The sequence below is a fragment of the Acidovorax sp. CF316 genome, assembly GCF_000276605.1.
Classification (GTDB): Bacteria; Pseudomonadota; Gammaproteobacteria; order Burkholderiales; family Burkholderiaceae_C; genus Acidovorax.
In genome coordinates, this window is sequence record NZ_AKJX01000099.1 from 64978 (window position 1) to 89788 (window position 24811).

Sequence of the window (24811 nt, forward strand, 5' to 3'; positions counted from 1 at the left end):
AGCGGTGCGAGCGGCTCAGTCCGCGTGGTCGGTGGAGGCCACCACCCGCCAACCCTGGCCGGTGCGCAGCAGGTGGTAGGACTCGCGCCAGCCGCTGGCCACGCTGCCATCGGCGCGCAGCAACTCCCAGGAAACACTGGCCAGCGCGCTGAGCGTGCCCATGGGTACGACTTGCAGATCGCCGAAGCGGCACGAGCGGCAGCCCTGGCCATGGTAGGTGGTGAGCACCGCCTGGAAGTAGTCGCCAACTTCCTGCGCTGTATGGAAGGCCCGTACCGCCCCATGTGCGTCCACGGCGATGCAGGGCACGGCATAGCGCCGGGCCACGAGGGGGCCGTCGAATTCGGCGAAGGCCGCCACGAAGGCATCGAAGAAAGATCGGATCTCGCCGGTCATGTCAGGGCTCACGGGCATGGATCTCCTCCTGCATTGGGTGCGGGGCCTGCCACCCGGGCCACCGCTTGGCGGATGCTGGCATGCGAGGCATCCGGGCGCAAGGCGGTCTGCAGTGCCTGCGCCGTCTCGGGATCGTGTGCCTGGAGCCATTGCAAGGCCTTCTTGGGCCCTTCGAACCACTGCTTGCGCAGGGCGAAGTAGTCCTCCAGCAAGGCCGTCAGCAGCCAGGCGCGGCGGTAGTGGCCCTCGGCATCGCCGCGCTCCATGCGTACTGCCATCTTCCAGGCCCAGGTGGTGCGCGCGCTGATCTCGTCGGCGAGCAGCGGGGGAGGGCCTTGCGTGAAGACGGAATCCAGCCCCTGCAGGAATCGATCCGCCTCCTGTCCCCGCTGCAGCAGCACCACGCTGCCGCGCAGCTTGAGCCACTCAGGGCCACGCTGCACCAGCGTTGACTCCGGGTACAGGAATACGTCGAGAAAGGCGCCGTCGATGATGCGCGTGTCACGGCCTGTGCTGTCGCGCGCGCCGAAGGCGGCGATGTCGTAGTCGCTGTCCTTGTCCGCGGTGCCAGCGGCCCGTGACCCGTAGAGCAACAAGGTGTGGTTGCTGCCATCCCGGGTCAGTTCTTCGCACAGGGTGCGCAGCAAGGGTGTCCAGTGGATGTTCGGTGCGGTCATTCCGTGCTGCCTCCGCGCGACTGCGCGCCTTCATCAAGCAACCATGTGCGGAAGGCCGCAAACGCCGGCAGGTCCAGCCGGTCGGGCCGGTAGCACAGGTAGTGGCCCTGGTCCACACGCACCGGGCTGCCGCAGGGGCTGAGCAATGCGCCCTCGGCCACTTCCTTTTGCACCAGCAGGGCAGGCACCAGGCCGATGCCCAGGCCGTTGAGTGCGGCCTGGATCAGGGCCGAGTACTGGGCGAAGCGCGGGCCCGCCAGCGTCTGCACCTCGGGCACGCTGTGCTGGGCGGCCCATTGGCGCCAGGCGGTGGGTGCGCCCTCATGGTGCAGCAGGGTGTGGCCCAGGATGTCCGTGGGCTGGGTGATGCGGTGGCGCCCCTCGACCAGGCTGCGCGCCACGATGAGCACGAACTCGCGCCCCGCGATGTACTCCGACACCACGCCCGGCCAGCCGTCGGGGCCATAGCGGATGGCGGCGTCCACCCCGGCGGGGATGCCGTCGCTGGGCTCCAGGTGGCGGCTGAAGCTCAGCATCACATGGCGGCTTTGCTGGCTGAAGGCCGGTAGCCGCGGGATCAGCCACTTGGTGAGAAAGGTGGGCACGCTGGCCAGCGTGAGCAGGCCTGCCCCGGCATCGCCCGAGCGCGCCTCGAAGGTCGCCGCCTCGATGGCGCGCAGTCCGCCCGAGATCTTCTGCCAGTACACCCGGCCCTGGGGCGTGAGCTCCACGCCGCGCCCGTTCTTCTGCAGCAGCTGGCGGCCCAGAAAGGCTTCGAGCCCCGCCACCTGCTTGCTGACCGCGCTGGCCGTGATGCACAGCGCACCCGAAGCCAGGGTGATGCTCTGGTGGCGCGCCACGGCGTCGAAGGCCAGCAGCTCCTGGATGGTGGGGCAGTCGCGCTTCATGCCCGGAGCCCCTTGCGCAGCCCGTCCACGCTAGCGCAGCTTGATGACGTGTTGGCGAAAAACATTTTCCAATGGCTCAAGTGTTGTGTTCCATGATTCACCCATGAAAGCCGCTGTGTTTCATAAAATTTGGCCATCGCAGCAGCGGGCATGGCCTGACAGTTGTGCATCTGGAAAGTATGCCGGCAATTAGGACATGGGAGACAACAAGGTGATCCGCGGAATTTCACTGGTCTACGGCCTGTACCTGCTGCTGCCCATCGCACTGCTGCTGGTGGGCAGCGTGGGCGGCAGCTGGACGAATACGCTCCTGCCCAGCGGCATCACCGGCCAGTGGTACCAGGACCTGTGGCTGGACAGCTCGTTCCGCAAGGCCTTCGTGAGCAGCCTGGTGGTGGCGCTGGCGGCCTGTGCCATCAACACCGTGCTGGCGCTGCCGCTGGCCTATGCGCTGTACCACGGCGCACGGCGCGGCGGAGGCCTGGCGGCGCGCATCGTGAGCGCCATGCCGGTAGCCGTGCCGGCCATCACCCTGGCCTTCGGCTACATGGTGGTGTTCAACACCGACCTGGCGCCCTGGCTGGGCTCCATGCCGCTGCTCATCGCAGCGCACGCCATCCTCACGCTGCCCTACCTCACCAACACCTTGCTGGCCGACCTGCGCCACCTGGACCTGCACCGGCTGGAGCAGGCCGCGGCCACGCTGGGCGCCTCGGGCTGGCAGCAGTTCACGGGCATCGTGCTGCCCAGCCTGCGCCAGAGCCTGCTCAGCGGCCTGGTGATGGTGGCGGCGATCTCGGTGGGCGAGTTCGGTGTCTCCAACCTGCTCACCAGCTTCCAGAACCGCACCTACCCTGTCGTGCTGCTGCAGGCCTTCTACGGCGCCACGGGCTTTGCCTGCGCCGCCACGGTGGTCCTGCTGGTGCTGGCAGGCGCATCGGCCCTGCTGTCGTCCTCCCTCGTCCAAGCCCGCAAAGTCCAGCCATGAGCCTCGTCCTCGACAACGTCAGCTACCAGTACCCCGGCAGCACGCACGGCCTGCACGAAGTCTCCCTGGACGTGCGTGCCGGCGAGCTGGTGGCCGTGATCGGGCCCAGCGGCTCGGGCAAGTCCACCTTGCTCAAGCTGGTGTCCGGGTTGGAAACCGGCCACACGGGCAGCATCGTCTTCGGCGGGCAGGACATGTCGGCCATGCCCGTGCACCAGCGCCGCATGGGCATGGTGTTCCAGAACTATGCGCTGTTCCCGCACCTCAGCGTGCTCGACAACGTGGCTTACGGCCTCAAGCTGCGCAAAGTGGGTGTGGCCGAGCGCCACCGGCGCGCGCAGGAACTGCTTGGCATCGTGGGCCTGGCAGGGTATGCGCAGCGTGGCATTGGCCAGCTCTCGGGCGGGCAGCAGCAGCGCGTGGCGCTGGCGCGGGCCCTGGCCATCGACCCGCAGGCCCTGCTGCTCGACGAACCGCTCTCGGCCCTGGATGCCAGCGTGCGCGGCCACCTGCGCGACGAGATCCGCGCCATCCAGCAGCGCTTTGGCGCCACCACCTTGCTGGTCACGCACGACCAGGAGGAGGCCCTGGTCATGGCCGACCGCGTGGCCATGCTCAAGGACGGACGCCTCCTGCAGATCGCCACACCCCGCGAACTCTACGAGCAACCCGCGAGCCGTGCGGTCGCCGAATTCGTGGGCCTGTCCACCATCCTGCCGGGCAAGGTCAGCGCGCCGGGCCGGGTGGACCTGGGTTTTGCCGAAATCCACGCCCACACCGGCGGCCGGGCCGTGGGCACGACGCTGCACGCGATGGTGCGCCCCGAGCATGTGCGCGCCGACCCGGCGCCCGGCAGCGTGAACCGATTGGAAGGGCGCACCGGTGCCCAGCGCTACCTGGGCGCGCTTACGCGTTACGACTTTGAAGTGCCCGGTGCGGGCAAGCCATTCCTCGCCGAGTCGGCCCTGCCGGCCGCCGAGGCGATTGCCATCGCCCCCGAGCACATCCGCCTTTTGGACCACTGATTTCTCCCTTACCTCTCCCAACCCGAAACCGAGGAGCCACACCATGCAACGCAGACAACTGATCCAGGCCGCCGGCGCACTGCCCCTGGCGACGCTCGCCGCCCGCACCGCCTTTGCCTTCGACGGCCCCGAGCTCTATGCGGGCGAAAAGGCCTTGTACGCCGAGGCGCAGAAGGAAGGCCTGTGCGTCTCCTTCGACACCGGCCCCGAATGGGCCAACTGGAAGTCGCTGTTCCGCGATTTCAAGAAGCGCTACCCCGAGATCGAGCTGACCTACAACGACATCGGCTCGGCCGCCACCGTGGTCGCGCTCGAAAAGACCAAGCGCCGCCCGCAGGCCGACACGGCCTACTACTTCGCCGCATCGGCCGTGGACGCCGCGAAGAAGGACGTGGTCGCACCGTTCAAGCCCGTCAACTTCGACAAGCTGCCGCCCGTGTTCCGCGAGGCCGAGGGCCGCTGGTTCACCATCCACACGCTGAACATCGCCTTCCTGGTCAACAAGAAGCTGGTGAAGAACGTGCCCACCGGCTGGGCCGACCTGCTCAAGCCCGAGTTCAAGAACACCGTGGTCTACCTGGACCCGCGCTCCACCGGCATCGGCCAGGTGCTGGCCTTTGCCGCGGCGTATGCCAACGGCGGCAGCGTGGACAACGTGCAGCCCGGCACCGACTACCTGGGCAAGCTGCATGCCGCAGGCAATGTGCTGCGCGTGGAAGGCACCACGCCCTACGCCAAGTTCCTCAAGGGCGAGATCCCCGTGTGGATCAGCTACGAGAACGACGGCCTCAAGGCCAAGCACGTGGATGGCATGGGCGATGCGGTGGAAGTCGTCATCCCCAAAGAGGCCAGCGTGGCGGCACCCTATGCGATCAGCCTGGTCAAGAACGGCCCCAACCCCAATGCGGGCAAGCTCTGGCTCAACTTCATCATGAGCGAGGCCGGCCAGTCGCTGTTTGCCCAGGGCTTCGTGCGCCCCGCCGTGCCCGGCACGCCGTTGGCCGCCGACGTGGCCGCCAAGATGCCGGCCGCGCCGCAGATCCGCCCGCTCGACGTGGTCAAGGCGTCCGAGCGCAAGGCCGATGTGGACCGCCTGTGGGCGCAGGCCGCGCTGGGCAACAAGTCGTAGGCAGATCAAGCCTTATGCGACGTTTCGGCGCCTGGCCCGCGTGGGCTTTCATGGCGCTCTTCTTTGCGGTGCCGCTGGCCGCGCTGCTGCCCGAGGCCTTTGGCGATGGTGCCAGCGCCTTCGGGCGGCTGTTCGGCAACCCGCTGTTCATGGGCGCGCTGCGCAACACGCTGGCCTTGGGGCTGGCGGCGGGGGCCGTGTCGGCGCTGGTGGGTACCTGCATCGCCATCGAACTGGCGCGCCAGCCCGCGGCGCGGCGCCAGTGGATGATGGCCCTGCTGGGCCTGCCGCTGGCCTTTTCGGGCCTGGTGATCGCCTACGGCTTCATCCTGGCCTTTGGGCGTGCGGGCTTTGTCACGCAACTGCTGGCGGGCCTGGGTGGTGACCCGGCGGTGATCGGCAGCTGGATCTACAGCGTCTCGGGCCTGGGCGTGGCGTATGCCTACTACCTGATCCCGCGCGTGGCGCTGTCGCTGTACCCGGTGTTCACCAACCTGGACCTGCGCCCCGCGCAGGCGGCGCGCACGCTGGGCGCATCGCGCGCGCGGGCCTTCTGGGACACGGTGGTGCCCGAGGTGGTGCCCTCGGTGCTGTCCAACGCCTGCATGGTGGCTGCCATTGCCATGGGCACCTATGGCACGGCGCTGGCGCTGGTGGGCACGCAGCTCAACATCCTGCCGCTGATGCTGCTGGCACAGGTCAGTGATGGCGGGTCGGATTTCGCGGTGGCGGCGGCCCTGTCGCTGGTGCTGATGGTGGTGTGTGTGGTGGTGATGGGAGTGGGTGATGTCTTTACGCGACAACGCGAACGCCGTGCAGGCCATTGAAACCTGGTCGGAGCCGGTGGTGCAGGCGCTGCGGCGCCTGGCCGAACGGCAGAAAGGGCCCGGGCGCCACCGCCAGCCCGTGGCCGTGATCGGCCCTGGCGATGCGGGCGAGGCCGAGTGCGCCGCCGCCCATGCCGTGGCGCATGCGCTGGCCGGCGCCGGCATGGTGGTCATCTGCGGCGGGCGCGGCGGTGTCATGGCCGCCGCATCGCGCGGCGCCACCGAGGCCGGCGGCATGGCCGTGGGCATCCTGCCCGAAGACGACGATGCCAACGCCAACGAGTGGCTGAGTGTGGCCGTGCCCACCGGCATGGGCGAAATGCGCAATGCCATCGTCGCGCGCAGCGGCGTGTGCCTGGTGGCCATTGGCAGCAACCTGGGCACCCTGTCCGAGATGGCCCTGGGCCTCAAGTGGGGCAAGCCGGTGTTCGAGCTTTACGGCGGCGTGCAGTTGCCCGGGGCCGTGCCGGCTGCCGATGTGCACGACCTGCTGGCCAAGGTGCTGGCCTGTTTGCTCGCGTAGCCGCTCAATCTTCGGATTCCAGCGCCACGTCCAGCGCACCCTCCAGCGCCCAGAGTGCGTCGTCACTGAGTGCGCCCACGAAGACGCGCAGGCCGTCGCTCCATTCCACCAGGCAGGCCACCTGCCCGGGCTGCACATAGGCGCGCATTTCATTGACCGTTCCCACAAAGTGCCAGCCGGCCTTCAGCGCCGCCTCGGTGCCGGGCCCCGCCAGGCCCGATGCGCCATGCGGCAGGGCCTCGCCAAAGCTGCATTGCCAGACCAGCATGGTGGCGATGAATTCCGAGCAGCTGTCGCACACCAGGTGCCACTCGGTGGCATCGCCGGTGGTGGTGATCCACACGGGCGGGTCGTCGCCCGCTGCAGGGCCGCAGTCCACGCCATAGCGCACCACGTCCTGGTTCTCTTCGAGAAAGACGAGCTTGCCCTCCTGCAGGCTCCAGTCGGCGAGCGGCAAAAACTGGTCGTACACCGTGGTGAAGTCGCGCGCATTGCCGGCCAGCAGGTAGAAGTCGCGCAGCGCCTGCGGTGCGGCGGTGTCCAGGGACTGTTCGGCCTTGGCGATGGCCTGCGGGTCCACCGCGTCCGTGGGTCGGAGCGGGCGGCCCAGCAGCTGGAACAGGTCGGGGTAGGGCATGGTGTTCATGGCAAGGGCGCCATATTGCCAGACCCGCGCGCCAGGCCGCGCGCCACGCGCTCCGTGGCTTCCCGCAGGTACTCGCGCAGGCTGGGCGGCTCCAGCACCTCGAACTCCACCTGCAGGGCCAGCAGCCAGTACACCAGGGTGCCCTGCTGGTGCGCGCCGCAGGCCAGCACGCAGCGCTCGGCGTCCAGGGCCTGCAGCACGCCGGCCGAGGCCGGAATGCGCCGCGCCATGGTGGCCAGGGGCTGGTGCAGCACCACGCGGGCCTGTTGCGGAAACTGCGACAGTGCCACCGAGCGTGAGACATACCCCCTGAGGTCGCCTCCGTCCGGCCCGGGGCGCGGTGCGAAGTGGGCGCCGGCCACGGCCTCGCCCACCATGCGGTCGATGCGAAAGCTGCGCCAGTCGCTGCGCGCCGGGTCCCAGGCCACCAAGTACCAGCGGTGGCCGGTGTGCACCAGACCCTGGGGCTCCACCGTGCGCTGGCTGGCCTGGCCTTTCGCGTCCAGGTAGGCGAAGGCCACCCGCAACTGGTCGCGGCAGGCCGCGGCCAGCACCGCGAGCGCGGCGGCCTGCACCGTGGGGCCCATGTGCTCGGTGGGCAGGATGGCCGAGCGCAGCGCGTCGATGCGCTTGCGCAGGCGCGTGGGCATCACCTGCTCAAGCTTGACCAGGGCGCGCAGCGAGCTTTCCTCCACCCCGCCCACGGTGCCGGCCGTGGCCATGCGCAGGGCAATGGCCACGGCCAGGGCCTCCTCGTCGTCGAGCAGCAGCGGCGGCAGCGCCTGCCCGGCGCGAAAGGCATAGCCGCCGGCCACGCCGCTGCTGGCGTGGATGGGGTAGCCCAGCTCGCGCAGCCGGTCGATGTCGCGGCGCAGGGTGCGCGGGTGGATTTCCAGGCGCTCGGCCAGTTCGGGGCCGGTCCAGTGGCTGCGGGTCTGCAGCAGGGAGAGCACGCGCAGGAGGCGGGAGGACGAGGACAGCATGGAAATGAATGTACGTCGAATCGAGGGCTGAATCTGTCCGCAATGCATCCTACATTGCATCCACGTTCACGGCGCAGTGCCGCAACGGATCGACCCCCTCAACAACCCCTTCAAGGAGCCTTCCATGTCCATCGTCCTCTACTGGCACCCCATGTCCAGCGCCACCCCCATTGCCAACGCCCTCGTCGAGCTCGGCTTGCCGCACGAACGCGTCACGCTGGACCTGCAGGCCGGCGACCAGCGCCGCCCCGAGTTCCTGGCCCTCAATCCCAATGGCAAGGTGCCCACCGTGGTGGTGGACGGCAACCCCATGTTCGAGACCCTGGCCATCCACTTCTGGCTGGCCGGCAAGTACGGTGTGGAGCGCGGCCTGTGGCCCAAGGAGGACACGCCCGAACGCCTGCAGGCCATGTCCTGGGCCACTTGGGCCTACGTGACCTATGGCGCCGTGCTGGTGCGCCTGCAACTGTCCACGCAGGGCGACGCGGCGCTGCGCAGCGAAGTCTGGGCGGAGTCGGCGCGCAGCGGCCTGGACCAGTTGCTGGCCCTGCTCGATGCACGCCTGGCCGCCCAGCCCTGGATGATGGGTGCCGACTACTCGCTGGTGGACCTGATCGTGGGCGCGGTCATTGGCTACAGCGCCTACATCGGTGCGCCCGTGGCCTCGCACCCGCATGTGCAGGCGTGGCTGGCGCGGGTGCAGGCGCGCCCGTCCATGCAATTGAAGGCCGACTGACTAGAGCAGCAGGAACGCTGCGGCCGCCACTGCCGTCGGCAGCAGCGCACCCAGCAGCAATGCGCCCATGCCCACCGTGCCGTCGGCAAAACCGCCCTTGACGAGGGCGATGCCGGCCGGGTTGGGTGCGTTGGCGATCACCGTGAGCCCGCCGCCGGCCACCGCGCCTGCGACCAGCATGTACTTGGCCGGGTCCGAGATGCCTTCGATCAGCGAGCCCAGGTAGGTCAGCGCGGCGTTGTCGGTCACCGCCGTGAGGCCCAGGGCCCCGGCGAACAGCGCCAGCGGCTGCAGGCCCGAGACGATGGGCTGCAACCACCACTGCTGCATGCCGCCCAGCACCACCAGGCCCGCGAGGAAGAAGCCCACGAGCAGCGCCTCCTTGAGGATCAGCGGGCTCTGGTGCCGCGCGTAGGCCTGGGTGTAACCCAGGAACATCAGGAACAGCGCCAGGAACACCACCGGGTGGTGGGCCGACAGCACCACGCCCGCCAGCAGCGCCAGGTGCACGGCCACCACGGCCAGGGGCACGGGGGGCAGCGAGCGCGCGGTGGCCGGTGGGTCCGCCAGCAGGTGGCGGCGCAGCACGGCGGCGCAGACGGTGGCGTTGAGCAGCACGGCCAGCGCGGCTTTCCAGCCGAAGGTGGCGAACATGAAGGCGCTGTCCCACTGCCAGGTGCCGGCCACCATCAGCACCGGTGGTGCGGCATACGAGGTGAGCGTGCCGCCGATGGACACGTTGACGAACAGCGTTCCCAATGCGAAGTACTTCACGCGCTCGGGCACCGCCGGGCGGAAGATCTGCGGCGCCAGCATCAGCGCGGCAATGGTCATGGCCGCCGGCTCGGTGACCAGCGAACCGAGCAGCGGCACGGCGGCCAGCCCCAGCCAGGCGCTGGCCAGCGGCGTGGGCAGGGGCATGCGCCGGGCCGTGGCATCCACCACGGCGGCGACTGTGCGCAGCACCGGGCTGGAAGCGGCGATGACCATCACCACGAAGACGAACAAGGGCTCGGTGTAGTTGCGCGATTCGGCGTAGCGCAGCGCTTCGCCGCCGCCCGAGACGGCGGCCATGGCCAGCACCAGCACGATGGCCCAGAAGCCGAAGACGACTTCGACCTCGCCCAACAGGTGGAACAGGCCGGCATGGCGCGGGTGGTGGTGGGACAGCCGCTCGAACAGCGGGGCGGCAAAGGTATGGAGCAGGGCCAGGCCGAAGATGGCGGCCGCTGTCCATTGGATGGCATGGGTATGCATGGCGAAAAGGTTCCAGTCGCAACAAAGCCGCGTGGCGGCCCGACCGACGCTGAACCTGCCGCGCCCCTGTAGCGCGTACACCCAGCCTTGATTTTACCAGACGGGCGCGCCCGGGCTCACATCGCCTTGAACAGGTGCGCGTACAAGCGGCTCACGGCCAGCTTCTCGGGGCGGCCCGAGAGGGCCAGGTGCAGCTTGCCGGCCTCGTCGCGCGTCACGGTGGTGATGGCGCTGGCGCGTACCAGGGTGCTGCGGTGGATCTGCCAGAACACGCTGGTATCGAGCTGCTCCGTGAGCTCCTTGAGCGGCGTGCGGATCAGGAACTCGCGCCCGGCGGTGAGCACGCGCACGTACTTGTCGGCGGCCTCGAAGTACAACACCTCGGCCACCGGCACCATGTGGATCTGGCTGCCGCTGCTGGCCTGGATCAGCGTGAGCGGCCCGGCGGCCGCAGGGCCGCTGGCCGGTGCTGCGGCCGCGACGCCGGGCGCCGCCAGCAGGTGGCGCAACTGGGCCATGGTGGCTTCGAGGGCATTGGCCGTGGGGGCCTGGGCGGCCAGGGCCTGCTGCAGCTTCTGCACGGTTTTCTGCAGCCGCGCGGCCTGCACGGGCTTGAGCAGGTAGTCCACGGCCTGGGCCTCGAAGGCCTGCACGGCGTACTGGTCGTAGGCCGTCACGAACACCAGGGCCGGGAAAGGTTTGTCCCCGGGCCAGGCGTCGGCCAGCTCCACGGCGGCGTCGAGACCGCTCTGGCCTGGCATGCGGATGTCGAAGAACAGCACTTCGGGCTGCAGCGCCAGTGCCTGGCGCACGGCCGAGAGGCCATCGCCCACGGTGGCGGCGACCTGCAGTTCCGGCCAGGCGCGTGCCAGCTCCTGCTGCAGCGCTGCCGCCAGCAGGGGTTCGTCTTCGGCGATCAGGGCGCGTGGCGCTGCGGTGGTGTTCATGCGGGGGTGCTCAGGGGGTAGGTGATGGTGGCACGCGTGCCCTTGGGCGTGTTCGCCGCCAGCACGAAGTGGCCGGCCGCGCCATGCAGCGTGGCCAGGCGCTCGCGCACCTGGGTCAGCCCGAAGCTGGTGCCCGGTGCCGTGGCGGCGGCGGGTGGGAGGGTGCCCAACCCCGCGCCGGTGTCGCGCACCTCCAGCACCAGCAGTGTCCTGCCCGCAGGGCCGGCCTGCGTGCGCGCCTGCACGGTGATGTGGCCGCCTTCCACCTGGGGCTCCAGCCCGTGGCGGATGGCGTTTTCCACCAGCGGCTGCAGCAGCAGCGGGGGCACGGGCACCTCGCGCAGGGCCTCGGGCAGTTCCAGCGTGTAGGCCAGGCGCGGGCCCATGCGCACGGCCATGAGCTCCAGGTAGTCGGTCAGGCGCTGGAATTCATCGGCCAGCGGGTGCTGGGTGCTGCGCGATGCGCTGAGCGTGGCGCGCAGGTAGGCGATCATGCGGTCCAGCATGTCCTGCGCGCGCACCGGGTCGGTGCCGATCAGCATGCGCAGGTTGGCCAGGGTGTTGAACAGCATGTGGGGTTCGAGCTGCGTTTCCAGCAGCTTGAGCTGGGCCTCGGTGGCCTGGCTGTGCACCTCGGTCATGCGCGCCTGCAGCCAGGCGCTCTTGCCGCTGACGTAGAAGTAGTAGCTGATCACGGTGCCGGCCATCACGGTGATGCCGATGGAGATGCGCAACTGCGCGCGTCCTCCGCTTTCCCACGACGACTGGCCACACCACCAGTCTCCTACCAGTGTGCCGCCCAGGTAGCCCAGCACGATGGCCACCACGGGCAGCGCTATGGCCGATACGCCCTGGGGCCAGCCGAATTCCTTGCTGGACGGAAACAGGTGGCGCCCGAAATCGATCAGGGCCCAGCTCAAAGTTCCAATGGAAAGCGAGTAGCGTGCCGGGATGTCATAGGACTTCTCGGGCTGGAAGGCGTATTGGATGGCCGAGATCGCCAGGCAGAAGGCCAGGGTCTGCAGCAGGCGCTGCAGCTTGTCGAGCCAGTCGATCTTCATGGCGTGCCGCGGCCTGTGGAGTCAGCGGCCACTGCCGTCGCGCTGGCGCAGCAGGCGCTCGCGCTCCTTCTGCACCATGCGCTCGCGCAGGCCGCTGCCGGTGCCCAGGATGAACACCGAGACGCCATGCAAGGCCAGCCCCAACCCCCAACCCAGCAGCGGGTACACCGACCAGGGGCGGTTGCCGAAGCCGTAGCGCGACATGGAGAACACGATCAGGTTGACCACCACATAGAGGACGGCATGCATGTACCACCCGAGCTTGGCGCCGGCGCGTTTGCGGGCGAGCTGCTCGATGGCTTCGGGGGTCAGGGGTTCAGTCATGGATGGGGGGATTCTAGGCCGCAGCGTGGCGGCGGCGCCATGCCGCGCCGGGCAGCCGCAGGGTGCATGCCAGCAGCAGGGCCGATGCCCTGCGGCACGCCATCCTGCGCAGCGGGTGGCCCTGCGGCAGTGCGCCAAGCAGGGCGAGCAGGGTGATGACCGACAGCATGGGCCTGTTCCGGACCGGGCGGCGCGCTTACGGCGCCTTGGCCTGCACGGGCGCAGGCACCAGCAGCTGCTGCTCGAAGTAGCGCACGATCTTTGTGTCCACCGCGCGCATCTGGCCGCGGTCGAAACCGGGCGGGTCGCCCAGCAGGCGCACGGCCAGGGCCGGCAGGCGATCTGGCGGGGGCGGGGGCGAAAGCAGCGCGCCGTGGCCGGCGTCGGGCAGGGCGGCCAGCACCGTGCAGCGCTCGGCGCAGGCCTTGATCACCCGGTCGCTGTGAAAGCGCGGCACCAGCCACAGATCCTTGCCGGCAGTGATCAGCGCCAGCGGGACGCGCGGTTTGGCCAGCGACTCCATGTCGAAGTCTGCCGCGGCCGGCACGCCCGACACCACGGCCGCGATGCGGGGCTCCTCGTGCGCCTGCCAGGTGGCATCGTCAAAGCGCTGGCGGATCACGCCCAGGGCCACGCTTTTCTTCACGCCGTCGAGGAAATTTCCCTTGAGCTCGGTGAACAGACCTACGCAGGTGGCGAAGTCGTCGGCGATGTGGGCCTCACAGTGCTGCTTGAACAGCGTCGGGGACCAGCGCCCGCCGGCCAGGCTCAGCGCCGTGTGGCCACCGGCGGACATGCCGTACATGCCGACCCGGTCGAGCGAGAGCAGCGGCGCCAGCGCGGCATCGGCCGCCACGGCATCGATGGCGCGCGAGACCTCGGCAGGCCGCTTCTTCCAGCTCTCGGGACCGGGGGTGGAGGGATCCTTTGCGTTGTCGCTCGCATGCTCTGGCATGGCCACCACGAAGCCGGCGCCCACCAGGGTGCGCGCAAGATCGGAGTGCACCCAGGGGTTGCCCCCCGAGCCGTGCGAGACCACGACCAGCCTGCCGTTGCCCGCCACCGGTGCGCCCTGCCAGGCGAGCTGCAGCTTGAACGGGCCGCGTTGCAGGGACTGGTCGGCGGCACTGCTGGGGTAGTACACGGTGACCGGGCCATCGCCCTGCAGTCCGGCGATCTCCTTGAGGCCGACCCCTGCCTGGGCCAGGCTGGCGGTCAGGGCGAGCAGGCCCGCCCATGCCAAGTGGATGGATTGGTGCATGGTTGTCGTCTCCTGCGCCCGCGTTCAGGGGCGGTTGTTGTTGTGGGCGATGCGCTCGCGCTCGGATTGAACCATGCGTTCGTGCCAGTTCGAACCACCGGTCAGGAAAAACACCACCATGCCGTGCACCAGCAGGCCGATGCCCCAGCCCGCGGCGGGGAACACCGCCCAGTGCCGGCCGCTGGACAGCGACAGCGATACCAGCAGCAGGTTGACCAGCACATACACGGTGGCGTGGATGAACCAGCCCAGCTTGGCGCCGGCGCGCCGGCGGGCCAGGTTTTCGATGGGGTCGCTCGACAGGGGGTAGCGGCGGGACATGGTGGATCTCCTTGGAATGAAGGGTGGCTGGGCAAGTACTGCGGCGGATCAGGCGGTGGCGGGAGCGGATGCGGCGGTTGCGGCCTGGGGGGCCAGGGCCATGCGCCACAGGCGGGCCGAGCGGGCGATGAACAGGCCGTTGAACACGCCGTAGAGCGCGGCGATCTGCAGGTCGAAGGTGGCGTCGTGCGCCAGGGCAGGCTGCATGGCCATCTCGATGCCGACCAGGTACTTGGTCAAAAAGATGCCCAGGATCAGCAGCAGGGGCAGGGGGCTGCCGGGCAGCTGGAAGCTGCGCGAGGCGGCCTGGTACTGCGTGCCGGCCGGCGTGGCGGGCATCAGCGCCAGGGCGATGGTGGCCACGGCGGCGGCCGCGGCCAGCCAGGCGGCCAGGGTGCCCAGCACCTGGCCCGAGCTGCCGAAGGCCGACACCAGTCCATAGGCCGAGAACAGGGTCATGGCCACGGGCATCACGGCGACGCGGGTCAGGCTGGCGGTGCGGGCCACCAGCTGGCTCGCGCCCAGGGCGACGAGTGCGGCGAGCAGGCCCCAGACCCAGGTGGGGGTCTTCTGCAGGACGGTGCCAAGGGCTTCGGGGTGGTGGATGAGAAGGTCGATGATCATGGCGTTGCTCCGGTGAGGGGGACGAAAAACGGGCGGTGGGTGGGTAGGTGGTCAGGCAATGCCCAGCTGGCTCCAGAGCCACTGGCCGAGCAGGCGGTTGGGCAGCAGGGTGAAGGCGCCGGCCACGAGGCACGAGCCGACATAGGTGCCCTGCATGATCCGGCGGTGCGCCGTCACGTTGCCGCGCACCAGGAAGCAGAACGACAGGGCGATCAGGCCCAGGGTGACGGGAACCAGCAGGTGGATCACGCCAAAGCCCGCCAGGCGCGGACCCTTGTCGCCGCTGATGAACACGGCCGATACGGCGACCATCAGCATCAGCGTGACCCAGGCATACCCGGCGGCGCGGTGCAGGCGAGGGCGCTGGTCGCGGCTTCTGCGGGCCCACAGGGCCAGCGGTCCGATGGCGACGGCAGCCAGCGAGGCGGCCATGTGGATGGCGATGACGGGGGTGATCTGCATGGTGGGGCTCCTGGAGGCAGGTTTCAGCGATGGGCGTACTGTGCCGATCGCCCCCCGGGCCTGCCACCGGCCTGCGATGAAATGCAGGCGCAATGGAGCGAAATGCAGCGGACCGGAGCGGAATGCAGGTGTTCCGGCGGTCGCCGGGGGCGGGCGGGCAGGGATAATCGGCACTTTTTTGCAGGCCCTCCAGGGCCAAAGGACGCGCGTGGACCTCGTTTTGCTGGCAAAGGCTGCCCTCATGGGCGTGGTCGAAGGCCTGACCGAATTTCTCCCCATCTCATCCACCGGCCACCTGATCCTGGCGGGCTCCCTGCTCGGCTTCGACGATGCCAAGGCCAAGGTGTTCGACATCGCCATCCAGACCGGCGCCATCTTCGCCGTCATCCTGGTCTACTGGCAGAAGATCCGCGCCACCCTGGTGGCCCTGCCGCGCGAGCGCAGCGCGCAGCGCCTGGTGCTCAACGTGCTCATCGGCTTTTTGCCGGCGGTGGTGCTGGGCCTGCTGCTGGGCAAGGCCATCAAGGCGCACCTGTTCATCCCGGTGGTGGTGGCCAGCACCTTCATCCTGGGCGGCTTCGTGATCCTGTGGGCCGAAAAGCGCCCGGCGGGCGCCACCCGTATCCACGAGGTGGACGACATGAGCCCGCTCGACGCGCTCAAGGTCGGCCTGGTGCAGTGCCTGGCCATGGTGCCGGGCACCAGCCGCAGCGGCGCCACCATCATCGGCGGCATGCTGCTCGGGCTGTCGCGCAAGGCGGCCACGGATTTCTCGTTCTTTCTGGCCATGCCCACCTTGATCGGTGCCGGGGTGTACAGCCTGTACAAGGAGCGCGCCCTGCTGTCGGTGGCCGACATCCCGATGTTCGCCACCGGGCTGGTGTTCTCGTTCTTCAGTGCCTGGCTGTGCGTGCGCTGGCTGCTGCGCTACATCAGCAGCCACAGCTTCGTGCCGTTTGCCTACTACCGCATCGTGTTCGGCATGGTGGTGCTGATCACGGCCTGGGGCGGGTGGGTGCGCTGGGCCGAATAGCGGGAACGCCCCAGCCATGGGGGGCTGCGAAGGTGATAAGCTGTAACGTGTGGTTGCGTTGTCCTGCAGCGCCCACCCTGCTTTCGCTTGGCCAATAGATGATCCTTGCCCCGGGACTTTCGCCACATGACGCCAGATGAGCCAGAAAGATTGCTCCGCCGTGCCAGGCATTCCGACTGGTCCAAGGACGAGTTGCTCGAACTGATCACCAAGAGTGCGGGCGCCACCCTGGCCGCGGTGGACCGGGGCCTGCAGATGGTCTATGTGAACGAGGAGTACGCGCGCTGGTTCGGCAGTACGCCCGAGCTGCTCGTGGGCAAGACCCTGGTCGACCTGTATGGCGAGCACGACTGTGCCCGCTTCATGCCCTTCGTCGAGCGCGTGCTCAGCGGCGAGCGCGTCCAATACCAGCGGCTGCTGCGCACCCCGTACGGCTTTGACGAGTGGCGCACGATCTGCCTGACGCCCTGGCCCGCACGCAATGGCGTCATCGACGGTTTCATCACCACCGCGCTCGATGTGCATGAACTGCAGGTGACCATGAACGCCCTGCGTGCCGCCAACCAGCGGCTGTCGTCACACATGGAAAACAGCCCCCTGGCGGTGCTGGAGATGGACCAGGACCTGCGCCTGCTGCACTGCTCGCAGCGGGCGGTGCAACTGATGGGCTGGCTCCCCGTGGCGCACCTGGAGGGGCGATCGCTCACGCAGCTGCTGGGCCACACCTCGGACGAAGGCCTGCACGAGGCGCTGCAGCGCCTGCAGGAGGGCCAGGAGGCGCAGAACCGGGCCGAGACCTCCTTCACGCGCCAGGATGGCTCCGAGGTGCACTGCGAGTGGTTCAACTCCGCGCTGACCGACGCCGAAGGGCGGGTGACGTCCATCATGGCCCTGGTGCAGGATGTCTCGGCCAAGATACAGATCGCGCGCCAGCAGCAGTACCTGGCCAACCACGATTCACTGACGGGCCTGTACAACCGCGCGGCCTTCCACAGCCGCCTCGAGCAATCGCTGGCCCGGGTGCGCCACCACGCTGCCGGCTCGGTGGCGCTGCTGTTCATCGACCTCGATGGCTTCAAGCGCGTGAACGACACGGAAGGCCACCGTGCGGGTGACGAGGTGCTGCGCATCGTGGCCCGGCGGCTGGCGGCCACGGTGCGCGGCGAGGACACCATGGCACGGCTCGGGGGCGACGAGTTCCTGGTCATGCTGGACCGCGAGGTCACGCGCGACGTGACCGATGGCATCGGCCAGCGCATCATCGACGCGCTGCAGGAGCCCATGTGGGTGGAGGGCCGCGAGCTGCGCATCGGTGCCAGCATCGGCGTGGCGGTGCACCCCCCGCTCGAGGGGGAGACCGACGCCCTCATGAACCGCGCCGACCAGGCCATGTACGCCGCCAAGCGCGCGGGCAAGGGCCGGCTGCACTACGCGCAGCGCGAGCTGCAGCAGACCTGACCCAGGCCCCTGGGCCCGCCCTGCGGGAACCCCGGGGTGTGGCTGGGCTACGACTCTTTCCTGGGCAGGCGAATGCTCTGCTGGAATTTGAAGAAATTGGTCGGGTCGTACTCCTGCTTGGCCTGCTGCAGGGTCGGGTAGGCGGGGCCCCAGTAGGCCTCTTCGAAATCCTGCAGGCTGGCGTCGGGGTAGTTCTGGTACACGTGCCCGTTCAGGAAGGGTTGCACGAGCTTCATGAAGCCGGCCAGCCAGGCCTCGGTCTGCGCGCGTTCGGCCGGGTTGCGCCAGAACACGTCCGCCACCAGGTCGGCATCCACGCGGCGGTGGATGAAGGCACTGGCCTCGATGGGGTAGCGGTTGATGGCACCGCCATAGGGCTCCAGGTAGGCCAGCGACCACTGGTTGGGCGAGGTCAGGAAGTAGTCGATGATGGACTGCCAGTCCGCCGTGGTGAGCGGGCGGCTGATGTAGCCCGAGGCCTTGCTCTCGGCAATGCCGTCGGGCAGGTTGTCGGGCAACGAATAGGGGTGGTCTTCGAGCCAGATGTTCATGTCCGGGTAGGTGCCGGTCTGGTCCACCAGCAGCTGGGCGCTGGGGATGTCCAGGAGCGGGGCGATCGCCTGCAGGCCGGCCTCGCGCGTGCCGCAGAACATGCCCTGCACCATGGCCACCGGCTTGCCGCCGTAGTAGCCCAGGTTCATCATGTAACCGAGCGCGTCGGGCGCACCGCTTTGCATGTACCGCTGCTGCATCATGGTCAGAACGTTGGCGGCCTGGGACATGTCCCAGCCGATGGACCAGGCCCACACGGTGTCCAGCGGCACCATGCTGTAGGTGACCTGCAGCAGCACGCCGAAGTTGCCGCCCGTGCCCCCGCGCATCGACCAGTACAGCAGCGGGTTCTCGCTCTCGCTGGCGTTCACGATGCTGCCGTCGGCGAGTGCCACGCGCAGCGACTCGACCAGGTCGCTCTGGATGCCGTAGCGCCGCGAGGTGTAGCCGTAGCCCCCGCCCTGCACGAAGCCGCCCACGCAGACGCTGCCGCAGGCGCCGGTGGGCACGTGCCAGCCGGTGTGGTTCATGGCGCCGTTGAAGTGGTCGAAGTCGGTGCCCGGCCGCACGTACACGCGCTGGTTCGGCGGGTCCAGCACCACGCCCTGGATGCCGCTCAGGTCGATCACCATGCCGTTGTTGACCGAGTAGCCGGCCGTGCTGTGGCCGCCGCAGCGCACGGCCACGGGCACCTTGTACTTGCGCGCCACGGCCAGGCACTCGATCACGTCGTTCTCGACCGCGCAGTAGACGATGATCTTGGGGAACGACTGGAAGGCGGGGTTCGATTCCTGGCGGGCCGTGTTGTAGTCGGGGCTCGATGGCAGCACCACCCGGCCCACCAGCATGTGCTCCAGATGGGCCAGCGATTCCAGCGCGATGGCGGTGTCGGAGGTCTCGCCGGCGTCTCCCGCCGCATCGGCTGCCGAGGCGGCCAGGGCATGGAATTGCGCGACACGCGCGGCTTTGGCAATGCGGGCGGGACTTTTGCGATGGGCCATGGCACAGGATCCGTACAGAGGTTGCGAGGTCTCCTGTGTACCGGAACGCCCAGCGTTTGACCAGCAATGGATTCCCCAAGTGCCCGCAGGCCCTGCTGACCCTATGCCGATGACAGTGCCAGGTCCCCGGTATTGCGGCGCAGGCAGAACTTGCCGCTCTGCTTGCCGCTGTACATGGCGGCATCGGCGAGCTTGAGCAGGCCGGCGGCATCGCTGCTGTCGTCGGGTGCGATGGCATAGCCGACGGTCAGTCCCACATGGACCTGGATGCTCCCCAGCGAGAACGGCAGGCGGAAGGCCTCGAGCAGCTTGAGCCCCAGCTCCTGCGCCTGCTGGGCGCTGCCCAGGTGCCCGGCCATCACCACGAATTCGTCGCCACCCAGGCGCGCGACCACGTCGCTTTGCCGCACGTGGCCCTGCAGGCGGCGCGTCACGGCCACCAGCAGTTCGTCGCCGACATCGTGGCCATGCTGGTCGTTCACGGGCTTGAAGCCATCGAGATCCATCATGTAGACGGCCAGCAGGTCGCCCTTGCTGCTGCGGGGCAGGGCGGCTGCGAGGGCCATGTTCAGGCCGCGGCGGTTGGGCAGGCCGGTGAGCGGGTCGGTGTGGGCCAGCGAATGCATGGCGTCGCGCTCGCGGTTGGCGTGCAGCGCCTCCAACTGCAGGGCATGGGTGCGCAGGCCCAGCACGCGCATGAACAGCAGCATGTCGATGGTGGCACCGAACTGGAAGGAGTGCAGCGTCCAGAAGTTGACCGGTACCCAGCCGTTGATGACGCCGATCATCACCGCGGTGGTCACGAAGTAGATCAGCCAGGCCGCCAGCAGGCTGGTGCCCACGCCGTCGCCTGCGAGGGCCTTGCGCACCGCGCCCGGGATGCCCATGAGCGCGGGCACCAGGCCCAGGATGCTGACGATGGCAGCAATGGCGCGGGTGCTCAGCACGTCCAGGCTGTAGGCGATGCCCAGCACCACGCACAGCACGGCGCCGCAGCGCATGGCGCGCAGGAAGCGGCTCTTGGGCCGGTCCCCCGCCAGGGCCTGGCTGATGAACAGGAAGGACCCGCAGGTGGCCAGCAGCGCCGAGAGGCCCGCCGCATGCTCGGTGAACCACAGGCTGTTGCTCCACAGGTACTGCCGGCCAATGCCGAACAGGTGCAGCGAGAACATCAGGCTGCCCGTGATCAGCATCGCGTAGAAGATGAACAGCGGCTCGCGCAGGCTGGTCCACTGGGCCAGGCTGTAGATCAAAAGGCACAGCGCCAGGCCGGTGAGCACGCCCTGCAGCATCTGCTCGTCCACCGCGGTGGCAAGCATGGCCGACGACTTGTTGAGCGTGATGGGCAGGATCATGGCCGCCCGGGTTTCCACGCGCATCAGCAGTTCGTAGGCCTGGCCTGGCAGCAATTCGAGCGCCACGGCATGCGAGCGGCTTTGCAGCGGCCGCTGCGAGTACGGCTGCAGGCTGCCCAGCACGACGTGCCTGGTCACATGGCCCGCGCTGAGAACGTAGACGTCGACCCGGTTCAGGTCGGGGTGGTTGATGTCCAGCGTCCAGCGGCCATCGGAGGTCAGGTGCACCGCCAGCGGCGCGCGCAGCCAGATGGCGTCCGAGCGCACGCCCAGCGTGGCGCCCCGGGAGGGCGGGGGCACGAAGTCACCGGCACGGGCCTGCACCTCCTCCAGGCCGAGCTTGAGCGTGGGGTCGGAGAGCATGCGCACCGCCGGCCATACCTCGATCGAGGCGGCGCTGTCGTGCAGCACCAGGGGCTGCGTCGAATGGGCCTTGCCTGCGCCGGCCAGCAGGCACAGCAGCAGCACCAGGCATGCCGCGGCCCTCCACCAGCTGCGCATTGCGGGCAGCGGGTGGGCGTGGGGGCGGTGCAGCAGGGCTCGCATGGTCGTCAGGAGGCGAGGGCAACGGCGCCATCGCCCCGCAGCAGGCGGTGCTTGCCGGTCTGCTTGCCCTTGTACATGGCGGCGTCGGCCTTGCCGATGAGCTCGCGCACATCCTTGCCATCGAAGGGGGCCAGCACGTAGCCGATGGTCAGGCCCACATGCAGGCGCAGGTTGCGCAGCGCGAACGGCTCGCTGAACGCATGCAGCAGGCCTTCACCGATCTCGCGGGCCTGCTCGGGCCGCGTCAGCTGGGGGGCCAGGATGATGAATTCGTCGCCGCCCGGGCGGGCCACCAGATCGGTCTGGCGCCGCACGTTGGCCGACAGGCGCTGCCCCACCGCCACCAGCAGCTCATCGCCCACGTCATGGCCGTGCGTGTCGTTGACGGGCTTGAAGCCGTCCAGGTCCAGCAGGAACACCGCCACCATGCGCTCGGGCGCGCACTGCTGCAGGGCCGAGTTCAGCGCGATCTGCATGCCGCGGCGGTTGGGCAGGCCCGTGAGCGGGTCGGTATGGGCCAGCGAGCGCATGGCATCGCGCTCGCGCAGGGCCTCCAGCGTGGCGCGGCGCAAGGCCTCCGAGCGCAACCCCAGCACGCGCAGGAAGAGCAGCATGTCCACGGTGGCGCCGAACTGGAAAGCATGCAGGGTCCAGAAGTTCACCGGCACCCAGCCCTGGACCAGAGCGGCCATCATGAGGGCGGCGGCGCCGTAGACGGTCCACGCCACCAGCAGCGTGGTCCCGATGGGGTCTCCCCGGCGCGCCTGGCGCAGCGCGGCGGGAAGGCTCAGCAGGCTCGGCACCATGCCGAACAGGCTCATGAAGACGGTGGCTGTCTTGACGCTCAGCAGGTCGAACGCGAAGGCCAGGCACACGACGGCTGTGAGTACGGCGCCGCCCTGCATGGTGCGGGCATAGCGGCCGTGCGGGGCGTCGCCCGCCATGGCGTGCCGCAGAAAGAGGAAGGAACCTGCCAGCGCCACCAGACCGAAGATGATGGCCCCGTGCAATTCCATCCACACATTGCCCGGCCAGAGGAACTGCACGCCGATACCGAAGAACTGCAGGGAAAAGCCGGCACTGCCCAGCACCACCAGCGCATAACAGGCGAACAGGCGGTCGCGCTGGCCCACCCACTGGAGCAGGCTGTACAGCAGCAGCCAGAAGGCCAGGCCGTTGAGCAGGCCCTGCAGCATCTGCTCGCGCAGGGCCATCTTCAGGCGGTAGGGGGCTTCGCTGACCGTGATCGGCAGGATCATCGGCCCCGGCGTGCGCACACGGATCAGCACCTCGTACGCCTGCCCGGCGTGCAGGTTCAGGGCCAGGCCCGGCGTCCTGCTGGCGCCCGCGGCCTTGCCGGGCGTGCGCAGGTAGCCCAGCAGCGCCTGTTGCAGCACCTGGCCATTGCTGGCCAGGTAGATGTCGACCTCCTGCAGGGCGCCGTAGTCGAGGTTGACGATCCACTGGTTCGTGGGGGTCTCGGGCACGGCCAGCGGAATGCGCAGCCAGATGGCCTCCTTGTGCGCTCCGATCGAGCCGCCGCGGCGGGCCGGCGCCTCGAACCTGTCGAGCCTTTGGAGCATGTCGCTGGCCGTGAGCGCGCGCGCGGGATCGGCCTGCACGGTGGCCACGCTCCAGGCGTCCAGGCTCTGGGTGTCGGGGCTGAGCACGAGCGGCGTGGCGGCACGCGCCGGCAGCCCCTGGAGCATGAGCAGGCACAGCACCACCACGGCCGCCATCGAACGCATGAACCCGTGCAGCACGCTCATCGGGTGTCCACAGGGCAGGCCAGCCGCCCAGGGCCTGCCGTGCACCATCGGGGTGGCGCTGGCAGCCGGTGCCAGGCGTCGGCAATGCGAAGGAGCAGGGCGCTGGACATGGTGGTCAGGGGGCTGAGCGCAAGGTCGGTGACTGCAGGCCTGGGTGGCTTGGGCTGACCAGTATGCCTCTGGAACGGGATCCCCGGGCACACAGCGTGCCAACCAGGGGGGCGGGGCTCGTCAGGCGCATGGTCATCAGGCTGGCAGTGCCACGCTGGCATCGTTGCGGACCAGGCAGTGCTTGCCGCGTTGCTTGCCCTGGTACATGGCGGCGTCGGCCAAGCGGATCAGTTCGCGGGGCTCGGCGGCATCGATGGGAGCCAGGGCATAGCCGATGGTCAGGCCCACGTGCATCTGCAGGTGGCTCATCACGAACGGCTCCCGGAACGCGTGCAGCAGCGCGTTGCCCAGGTCCTCGGCCTGCTCGGCGCGGACCAGGTCGGCGGCCATGATGATGAATTCGTCCCCACCCAGGCGTGCCACCACGTCGGTTTTGCGGCGTACATGGTCCTGCAGCCGGTGGCTCACGGCCACCAGCAGGTCGTCGCCCACGTCGTGGCCGTGCAGGTCGTTGATGGGCTTGAAGCCGTCGAGGTCCAGCAGGTACACCGCCACCAGGCGGTTGGGCGCGCACAGCGAGATGGCCGAGTTCAGCGCCAGCTGCAGGCCGCGCCGGTTGGGCAGTCCCGTGAGCGCATCGGTATAGGCCAGGGCCCGCATGGCGTCGCGCTCGCGCAGCGCATCGTCGGTGGCGGCGCGCAGCGCGTCGGTGCGCAGGGCCAGCACGCGCAGGAAAAGCAGCATGTCCACCGTGGCGCCGATCTGGAAGGAGTGCAGGGTCCAAAACGACAGCGGGGTCCAGCCCTGCACCAGGCCCACCATCACGGCGGCCGCGACGAAGTAGGCGATCCAGGCGGCCAGCAGCGTGGTGCTCACGGTGTCGCCCTGGCGCACCCGCTTCAAGGCCAGCGGCAGGCTCAGGAGCGAAGGCAGCGGGCCGAAGATGCTCAGGAAGGCCGTGGCCTGCCGGGTGTCGATCAGGTCGGTGAGGAAGGCCAGGCCCACCAGGCCGCACAACATGGCTCCGCCGCGCATGATGGCCAGGAAGCGGCTGCGCGGATTGTCTCCCGCGAGCGCATAGCCCATGAACAGGAACGAAGCCCCCAGGGCCAGCAGCCCGGCGGCGCTGGCGGCGTGGACCTCCATCCAGTGGTTGTTGCTCCATAGGAACTGGCTGCCGATGCCGAAGAACTGGATCGAAAAGCCTGCGCTGCCGACCACCAGCAGGGCATAGAAAAGGAACAGCTTTTCGCGCTGGCTGGCCCACTGGGTCAGGCTGTAGACCACCAGGCACAGGGCCAGGCCGGCCAGCAGGCCTTGCAGCATCTGCTCGCGCAATGCCAGCGGCAGCAGCACCGGGGCCTTGCTGACCACCAGCGGCACGATCATCGCGCCCCCGGTGCGCACGCGCACCAGCAGCTCGTACTGCTGGCCGGGCTGCAGGTTCAGCATCATCGACGGCGTGCGCCCGCGCAGCGGCCGGTCGGAGAAGGGGCGCAGATTGCCCATCAGGGCCTGCTGGACCACCGCGCCGTCCGAGGCGAGGTAGACGTCCACCTCGTTGAGCACGGGGTAGTCGATGCTCAGGATCCAGGGATGGGCCGGCGCCTGGGCCACCGACAGCGGCACGCGCAGCCATACCGCATCCTGGCGCACGCCCAGGGTGCCTTCCGCCCCGGTGGGGCTGGTGAATTCGGGCAGGCGCGCCAGCATGTGCTGTACCGTGAGGTGCCGGCTGGCGTCGGGCAGCACGCGCACATGGGGCCAGGCGTTCACCGAAGGTTGTTTTTCGTCCAGCACCAGCGGCTGCACGGCCGGGGCTGCCGCTGCGGCCAGCGCCGGCCAGAGCAGGGCCAGGGCCAGCCATGCCATCCACCGCCGCCATGCGCCG

26 protein-coding genes are annotated in these 24811 nt (G+C 69.1%); 8 read left to right on the forward strand and 18 right to left on the reverse strand.

Annotated elements, in window-relative coordinates; genetic code table 11:
• Positions 1-15: 15 nt before the first annotated feature.
• From PMI14_RS10125 to PMI14_RS10135, 3 genes are read right to left on the reverse strand one after another with little or no spacing between them, the layout of a single operon-like run.
• Complete coding sequence (locus tag PMI14_RS10125) at positions 16-414, reverse strand: hypothetical protein (RefSeq protein ID WP_007853574.1); 399 nt, start codon at positions 412-414, stop codon at positions 16-18.
• On the reverse strand, positions 405-1073 hold the full coding sequence (locus PMI14_RS10130; RefSeq protein WP_007853576.1) for a nucleotidyltransferase domain-containing protein: 669 nt from the start codon (positions 1071-1073) through the stop codon (positions 405-407). The genes PMI14_RS10125 and PMI14_RS10130 overlap by 10 nt, the downstream gene beginning before the upstream one ends.
• The gene (locus tag PMI14_RS10135) at positions 1070-1981 is read right to left on the reverse strand and encodes a LysR substrate-binding domain-containing protein (protein ID WP_007853578.1); all 912 of its coding nucleotides are present in this window, start codon (positions 1979-1981) and stop codon (positions 1070-1072) included. Before PMI14_RS10135 ends, PMI14_RS10130 begins: the two co-directional genes overlap by 4 nt.
• A gap of 196 nt (positions 1982-2177) precedes the next feature.
• Between PMI14_RS10135 and PMI14_RS10140 the strand changes: the two genes are divergently transcribed.
• Genes PMI14_RS10140 through PMI14_RS10160 form a run of 5 tightly spaced genes read left to right on the forward strand, consistent with a single transcriptional unit; the run spans position 2178 to position 6473 of the window.
• Positions 2178-2969 carry an ABC transporter permease gene (locus tag PMI14_RS10140; protein WP_007853580.1) on the forward strand — a complete coding sequence of 264 codons (792 nt, stop codon included), beginning with the start codon at positions 2178-2180 and terminating at the stop codon, positions 2967-2969.
• A complete protein-coding gene (locus PMI14_RS10145; protein WP_007853582.1) occupies positions 2966-3994 on the forward strand; it encodes an ABC transporter ATP-binding protein in 1029 nt (342 codons plus the stop codon). Before PMI14_RS10140 ends, PMI14_RS10145 begins: the two co-directional genes overlap by 4 nt.
• 43 nt (positions 3995-4037) lie before the next feature.
• A complete protein-coding gene (locus PMI14_RS10150) occupies positions 4038-5123 on the forward strand; it encodes an extracellular solute-binding protein (protein ID WP_007853585.1) in 1086 nt (361 codons plus the stop codon).
• A 14-nt stretch (positions 5124-5137) separates the two neighbouring features.
• Positions 5138-5950 (forward strand): ABC transporter permease, encoded by an 813-nt coding sequence (locus PMI14_RS10155; protein ID WP_035203138.1) that lies wholly within the window; start codon positions 5138-5140, stop codon positions 5948-5950.
• A complete protein-coding gene (locus PMI14_RS10160) occupies positions 5910-6473 on the forward strand; it encodes a TIGR00725 family protein (protein ID WP_007853589.1) in 564 nt (187 codons plus the stop codon). Before PMI14_RS10155 ends, PMI14_RS10160 begins: the two co-directional genes overlap by 41 nt.
• A gap of 4 nt (positions 6474-6477) precedes the next feature.
• On the opposite strand, the gene PMI14_RS10165 is transcribed toward PMI14_RS10160, so the two are convergent.
• Both PMI14_RS10165 and PMI14_RS10170 read right to left on the reverse strand, forming a co-directional pair.
• Complete coding sequence (locus tag PMI14_RS10165) at positions 6478-7119, reverse strand: SMI1/KNR4 family protein (protein ID WP_007853591.1); 642 nt, start codon at positions 7117-7119, stop codon at positions 6478-6480.
• Entirely contained in the window at positions 7116-8102 is a 987-nt protein-coding gene (locus tag PMI14_RS10170) for a YafY family protein (RefSeq protein ID WP_007853596.1), read from the reverse strand. The genes PMI14_RS10165 and PMI14_RS10170 overlap by 4 nt, the downstream gene beginning before the upstream one ends.
• Positions 8103-8226: 124 nt before the next feature.
• On the opposite strand from PMI14_RS10170, the gene PMI14_RS10175 reads away from it, so the two are divergent.
• Positions 8227-8838, forward strand: coding sequence for a glutathione S-transferase family protein (locus tag PMI14_RS10175; protein WP_007853599.1), 612 nt, complete (start codon positions 8227-8229; stop codon positions 8836-8838).
• Here the strand turns inward: PMI14_RS10175 and PMI14_RS10180 are convergent, their stop codons facing one another.
• From PMI14_RS10180 to PMI14_RS10215, 9 genes are all read right to left on the reverse strand, one after another.
• Positions 8839-10095, reverse strand: a complete 1257-nt coding sequence (locus PMI14_RS10180; RefSeq protein WP_007853600.1) for a putative Na+/H+ antiporter — start codon at positions 10093-10095, stop codon at positions 8839-8841.
• 116 nt (positions 10096-10211) lie between these two features.
• The gene (locus PMI14_RS10185) at positions 10212-11042 is read right to left on the reverse strand and encodes a LytTR family DNA-binding domain-containing protein (protein ID WP_007853601.1); all 831 of its coding nucleotides are present in this window, start codon (positions 11040-11042) and stop codon (positions 10212-10214) included.
• Positions 11039-12103, reverse strand: coding sequence for a sensor histidine kinase (locus tag PMI14_RS10190; protein WP_007853604.1), 1065 nt, complete (start codon positions 12101-12103; stop codon positions 11039-11041). The genes PMI14_RS10185 and PMI14_RS10190 overlap by 4 nt, the downstream gene beginning before the upstream one ends.
• A 21-nt stretch (positions 12104-12124) precedes the next feature.
• Positions 12125-12427, reverse strand: coding sequence for a 2TM domain-containing protein (locus PMI14_RS10195; protein WP_007853606.1), 303 nt, complete (start codon positions 12425-12427; stop codon positions 12125-12127).
• A gap of 13 nt (positions 12428-12440) precedes the next feature.
• Positions 12441-12596 (reverse strand): hypothetical protein, encoded by a 156-nt coding sequence (locus tag PMI14_RS34840; RefSeq protein WP_007853609.1) that lies wholly within the window; start codon positions 12594-12596, stop codon positions 12441-12443.
• Positions 12597-12623: 27 nt separating this feature from the next.
• Entirely contained in the window at positions 12624-13688 is a 1065-nt protein-coding gene (locus tag PMI14_RS10200) for a hypothetical protein (protein ID WP_007853611.1), read from the reverse strand.
• A gap of 24 nt (positions 13689-13712) precedes the next feature.
• Entirely contained in the window at positions 13713-14009 is a 297-nt protein-coding gene (locus PMI14_RS10205; RefSeq protein WP_007853616.1) for a 2TM domain-containing protein, read from the reverse strand.
• 48 nt (positions 14010-14057) lie between these two features.
• On the reverse strand, positions 14058-14633 hold the full coding sequence (locus PMI14_RS10210) for a DUF6622 family protein (RefSeq protein WP_007853630.1): 576 nt from the start codon (positions 14631-14633) through the stop codon (positions 14058-14060).
• Positions 14634-14684: 51 nt separating this feature from the next.
• Entirely contained in the window at positions 14685-15095 is a 411-nt protein-coding gene (locus PMI14_RS10215) for a DUF2306 domain-containing protein (RefSeq protein WP_007853633.1), read from the reverse strand.
• 208 nt (positions 15096-15303) lie between these two features.
• On the opposite strand from PMI14_RS10215, the gene PMI14_RS10220 reads away from it, so the two are divergent.
• Together PMI14_RS10220 and PMI14_RS10225 are read left to right on the forward strand one after the other, a co-directional pair.
• Complete coding sequence (locus PMI14_RS10220; protein WP_007853636.1) at positions 15304-16128, forward strand: undecaprenyl-diphosphate phosphatase; 825 nt, start codon at positions 15304-15306, stop codon at positions 16126-16128.
• A gap of 126 nt (positions 16129-16254) precedes the next feature.
• Entirely contained in the window at positions 16255-17586 is a 1332-nt protein-coding gene (locus PMI14_RS10225) for a diguanylate cyclase domain-containing protein (RefSeq protein WP_007853638.1), read from the forward strand.
• A 47-nt stretch (positions 17587-17633) separates the two neighbouring features.
• Here PMI14_RS10225 and PMI14_RS10230 read toward each other — a convergent pair whose 3' ends face one another.
• The 4 genes from PMI14_RS10230 to PMI14_RS10245 all read right to left on the reverse strand — a co-directional run bounded on the left by PMI14_RS10230 (position 17634) and on the right by PMI14_RS10245 (position 24792).
• Entirely contained in the window at positions 17634-19139 is a 1506-nt protein-coding gene (locus tag PMI14_RS10230; protein WP_007853641.1) for an FAD-binding oxidoreductase, read from the reverse strand.
• Positions 19140-19240: 101 nt separating this feature from the next.
• Entirely contained in the window at positions 19241-21040 is a 1800-nt protein-coding gene (locus PMI14_RS10235) for a diguanylate cyclase (protein ID WP_007853643.1), read from the reverse strand.
• A gap of 5 nt (positions 21041-21045) precedes the next feature.
• Positions 21046-22809 (reverse strand): diguanylate cyclase, encoded by a 1764-nt coding sequence (locus PMI14_RS10240; RefSeq protein WP_007853645.1) that lies wholly within the window; start codon positions 22807-22809, stop codon positions 21046-21048.
• A 246-nt stretch (positions 22810-23055) separates the two neighbouring features.
• Entirely contained in the window at positions 23056-24792 is a 1737-nt protein-coding gene (locus tag PMI14_RS10245; RefSeq protein ID WP_007853647.1) for a diguanylate cyclase, read from the reverse strand.
• Positions 24793-24811: the final 19 nt, after the last annotated feature.

Excerpts from the sequence above, each read along its gene's own strand:
- PMI14_RS10245 (WP_007853647.1), bottom strand. The coding sequence starts at position 24,792 with ATGGCATGGCTGGCCCTGGCCCTGCTCTGGCCGGCGCTGGCCGCAGCG.
- PMI14_RS10230 (WP_007853641.1), bottom strand. The coding sequence starts at position 19,139 with ATGGCCCATCGCAAAAGTCCCGCCCGCATTGCCAAAGCCGCGCGTGTC.
- PMI14_RS10225 (WP_007853638.1), top strand. The coding sequence starts at position 16,255 with ATGACGCCAGATGAGCCAGAAAGATTGCTCCGCCGTGCCAGGCATTCC.
- PMI14_RS10195 (WP_007853606.1), bottom strand. The coding sequence starts at position 12,427 with ATGACTGAACCCCTGACCCCCGAAGCCATCGAGCAGCTCGCCCGCAAA.
- PMI14_RS10160 (WP_007853589.1), top strand. The coding sequence starts at position 5,910 with ATGTCTTTACGCGACAACGCGAACGCCGTGCAGGCCATTGAAACCTGG.
- PMI14_RS10125 (WP_007853574.1), bottom strand. The coding sequence starts at position 414 with ATGCCCGTGAGCCCTGACATGACCGGCGAGATCCGATCTTTCTTCGAT.
- PMI14_RS34840 (WP_007853609.1), bottom strand. The coding sequence starts at position 12,596 with ATGCTGTCGGTCATCACCCTGCTCGCCCTGCTTGGCGCACTGCCGCAG.
- PMI14_RS10155 (WP_035203138.1), top strand. The coding sequence starts at position 5,138 with ATGCGACGTTTCGGCGCCTGGCCCGCGTGGGCTTTCATGGCGCTCTTC.
- PMI14_RS10185 (WP_007853601.1), bottom strand. The coding sequence starts at position 11,042 with ATGAACACCACCGCAGCGCCACGCGCCCTGATCGCCGAAGACGAACCC.
- PMI14_RS10140 (WP_007853580.1), top strand. The coding sequence starts at position 2,178 with ATGGGAGACAACAAGGTGATCCGCGGAATTTCACTGGTCTACGGCCTG.
- PMI14_RS10175 (WP_007853599.1), top strand. The coding sequence starts at position 8,227 with ATGTCCATCGTCCTCTACTGGCACCCCATGTCCAGCGCCACCCCCATT.
- PMI14_RS10205 (WP_007853616.1), bottom strand. The coding sequence starts at position 14,009 with ATGTCCCGCCGCTACCCCCTGTCGAGCGACCCCATCGAAAACCTGGCC.
- PMI14_RS10200 (WP_007853611.1), bottom strand. The coding sequence starts at position 13,688 with ATGCACCAATCCATCCACTTGGCATGGGCGGGCCTGCTCGCCCTGACC.
- PMI14_RS10150 (WP_007853585.1), top strand. The coding sequence starts at position 4,038 with ATGCAACGCAGACAACTGATCCAGGCCGCCGGCGCACTGCCCCTGGCG.
- PMI14_RS10240 (WP_007853645.1), bottom strand. The coding sequence starts at position 22,809 with ATGAGCGTGCTGCACGGGTTCATGCGTTCGATGGCGGCCGTGGTGGTG.
- PMI14_RS10235 (WP_007853643.1), bottom strand. The coding sequence starts at position 21,040 with ATGCGAGCCCTGCTGCACCGCCCCCACGCCCACCCGCTGCCCGCAATG.
- PMI14_RS10170 (WP_007853596.1), bottom strand. The coding sequence starts at position 8,102 with ATGCTGTCCTCGTCCTCCCGCCTCCTGCGCGTGCTCTCCCTGCTGCAG.
- PMI14_RS10145 (WP_007853582.1), top strand. The coding sequence starts at position 2,966 with ATGAGCCTCGTCCTCGACAACGTCAGCTACCAGTACCCCGGCAGCACG.
- PMI14_RS10180 (WP_007853600.1), bottom strand. The coding sequence starts at position 10,095 with ATGCATACCCATGCCATCCAATGGACAGCGGCCGCCATCTTCGGCCTG.
- PMI14_RS10210 (WP_007853630.1), bottom strand. The coding sequence starts at position 14,633 with ATGATCATCGACCTTCTCATCCACCACCCCGAAGCCCTTGGCACCGTC.
- PMI14_RS10165 (WP_007853591.1), bottom strand. The coding sequence starts at position 7,119 with ATGAACACCATGCCCTACCCCGACCTGTTCCAGCTGCTGGGCCGCCCG.
- PMI14_RS10130 (WP_007853576.1), bottom strand. The coding sequence starts at position 1,073 with ATGACCGCACCGAACATCCACTGGACACCCTTGCTGCGCACCCTGTGC.
- PMI14_RS10190 (WP_007853604.1), bottom strand. The coding sequence starts at position 12,103 with ATGAAGATCGACTGGCTCGACAAGCTGCAGCGCCTGCTGCAGACCCTG.
- PMI14_RS10135 (WP_007853578.1), bottom strand. The coding sequence starts at position 1,981 with ATGAAGCGCGACTGCCCCACCATCCAGGAGCTGCTGGCCTTCGACGCC.
- PMI14_RS10215 (WP_007853633.1), bottom strand. The coding sequence starts at position 15,095 with ATGCAGATCACCCCCGTCATCGCCATCCACATGGCCGCCTCGCTGGCT.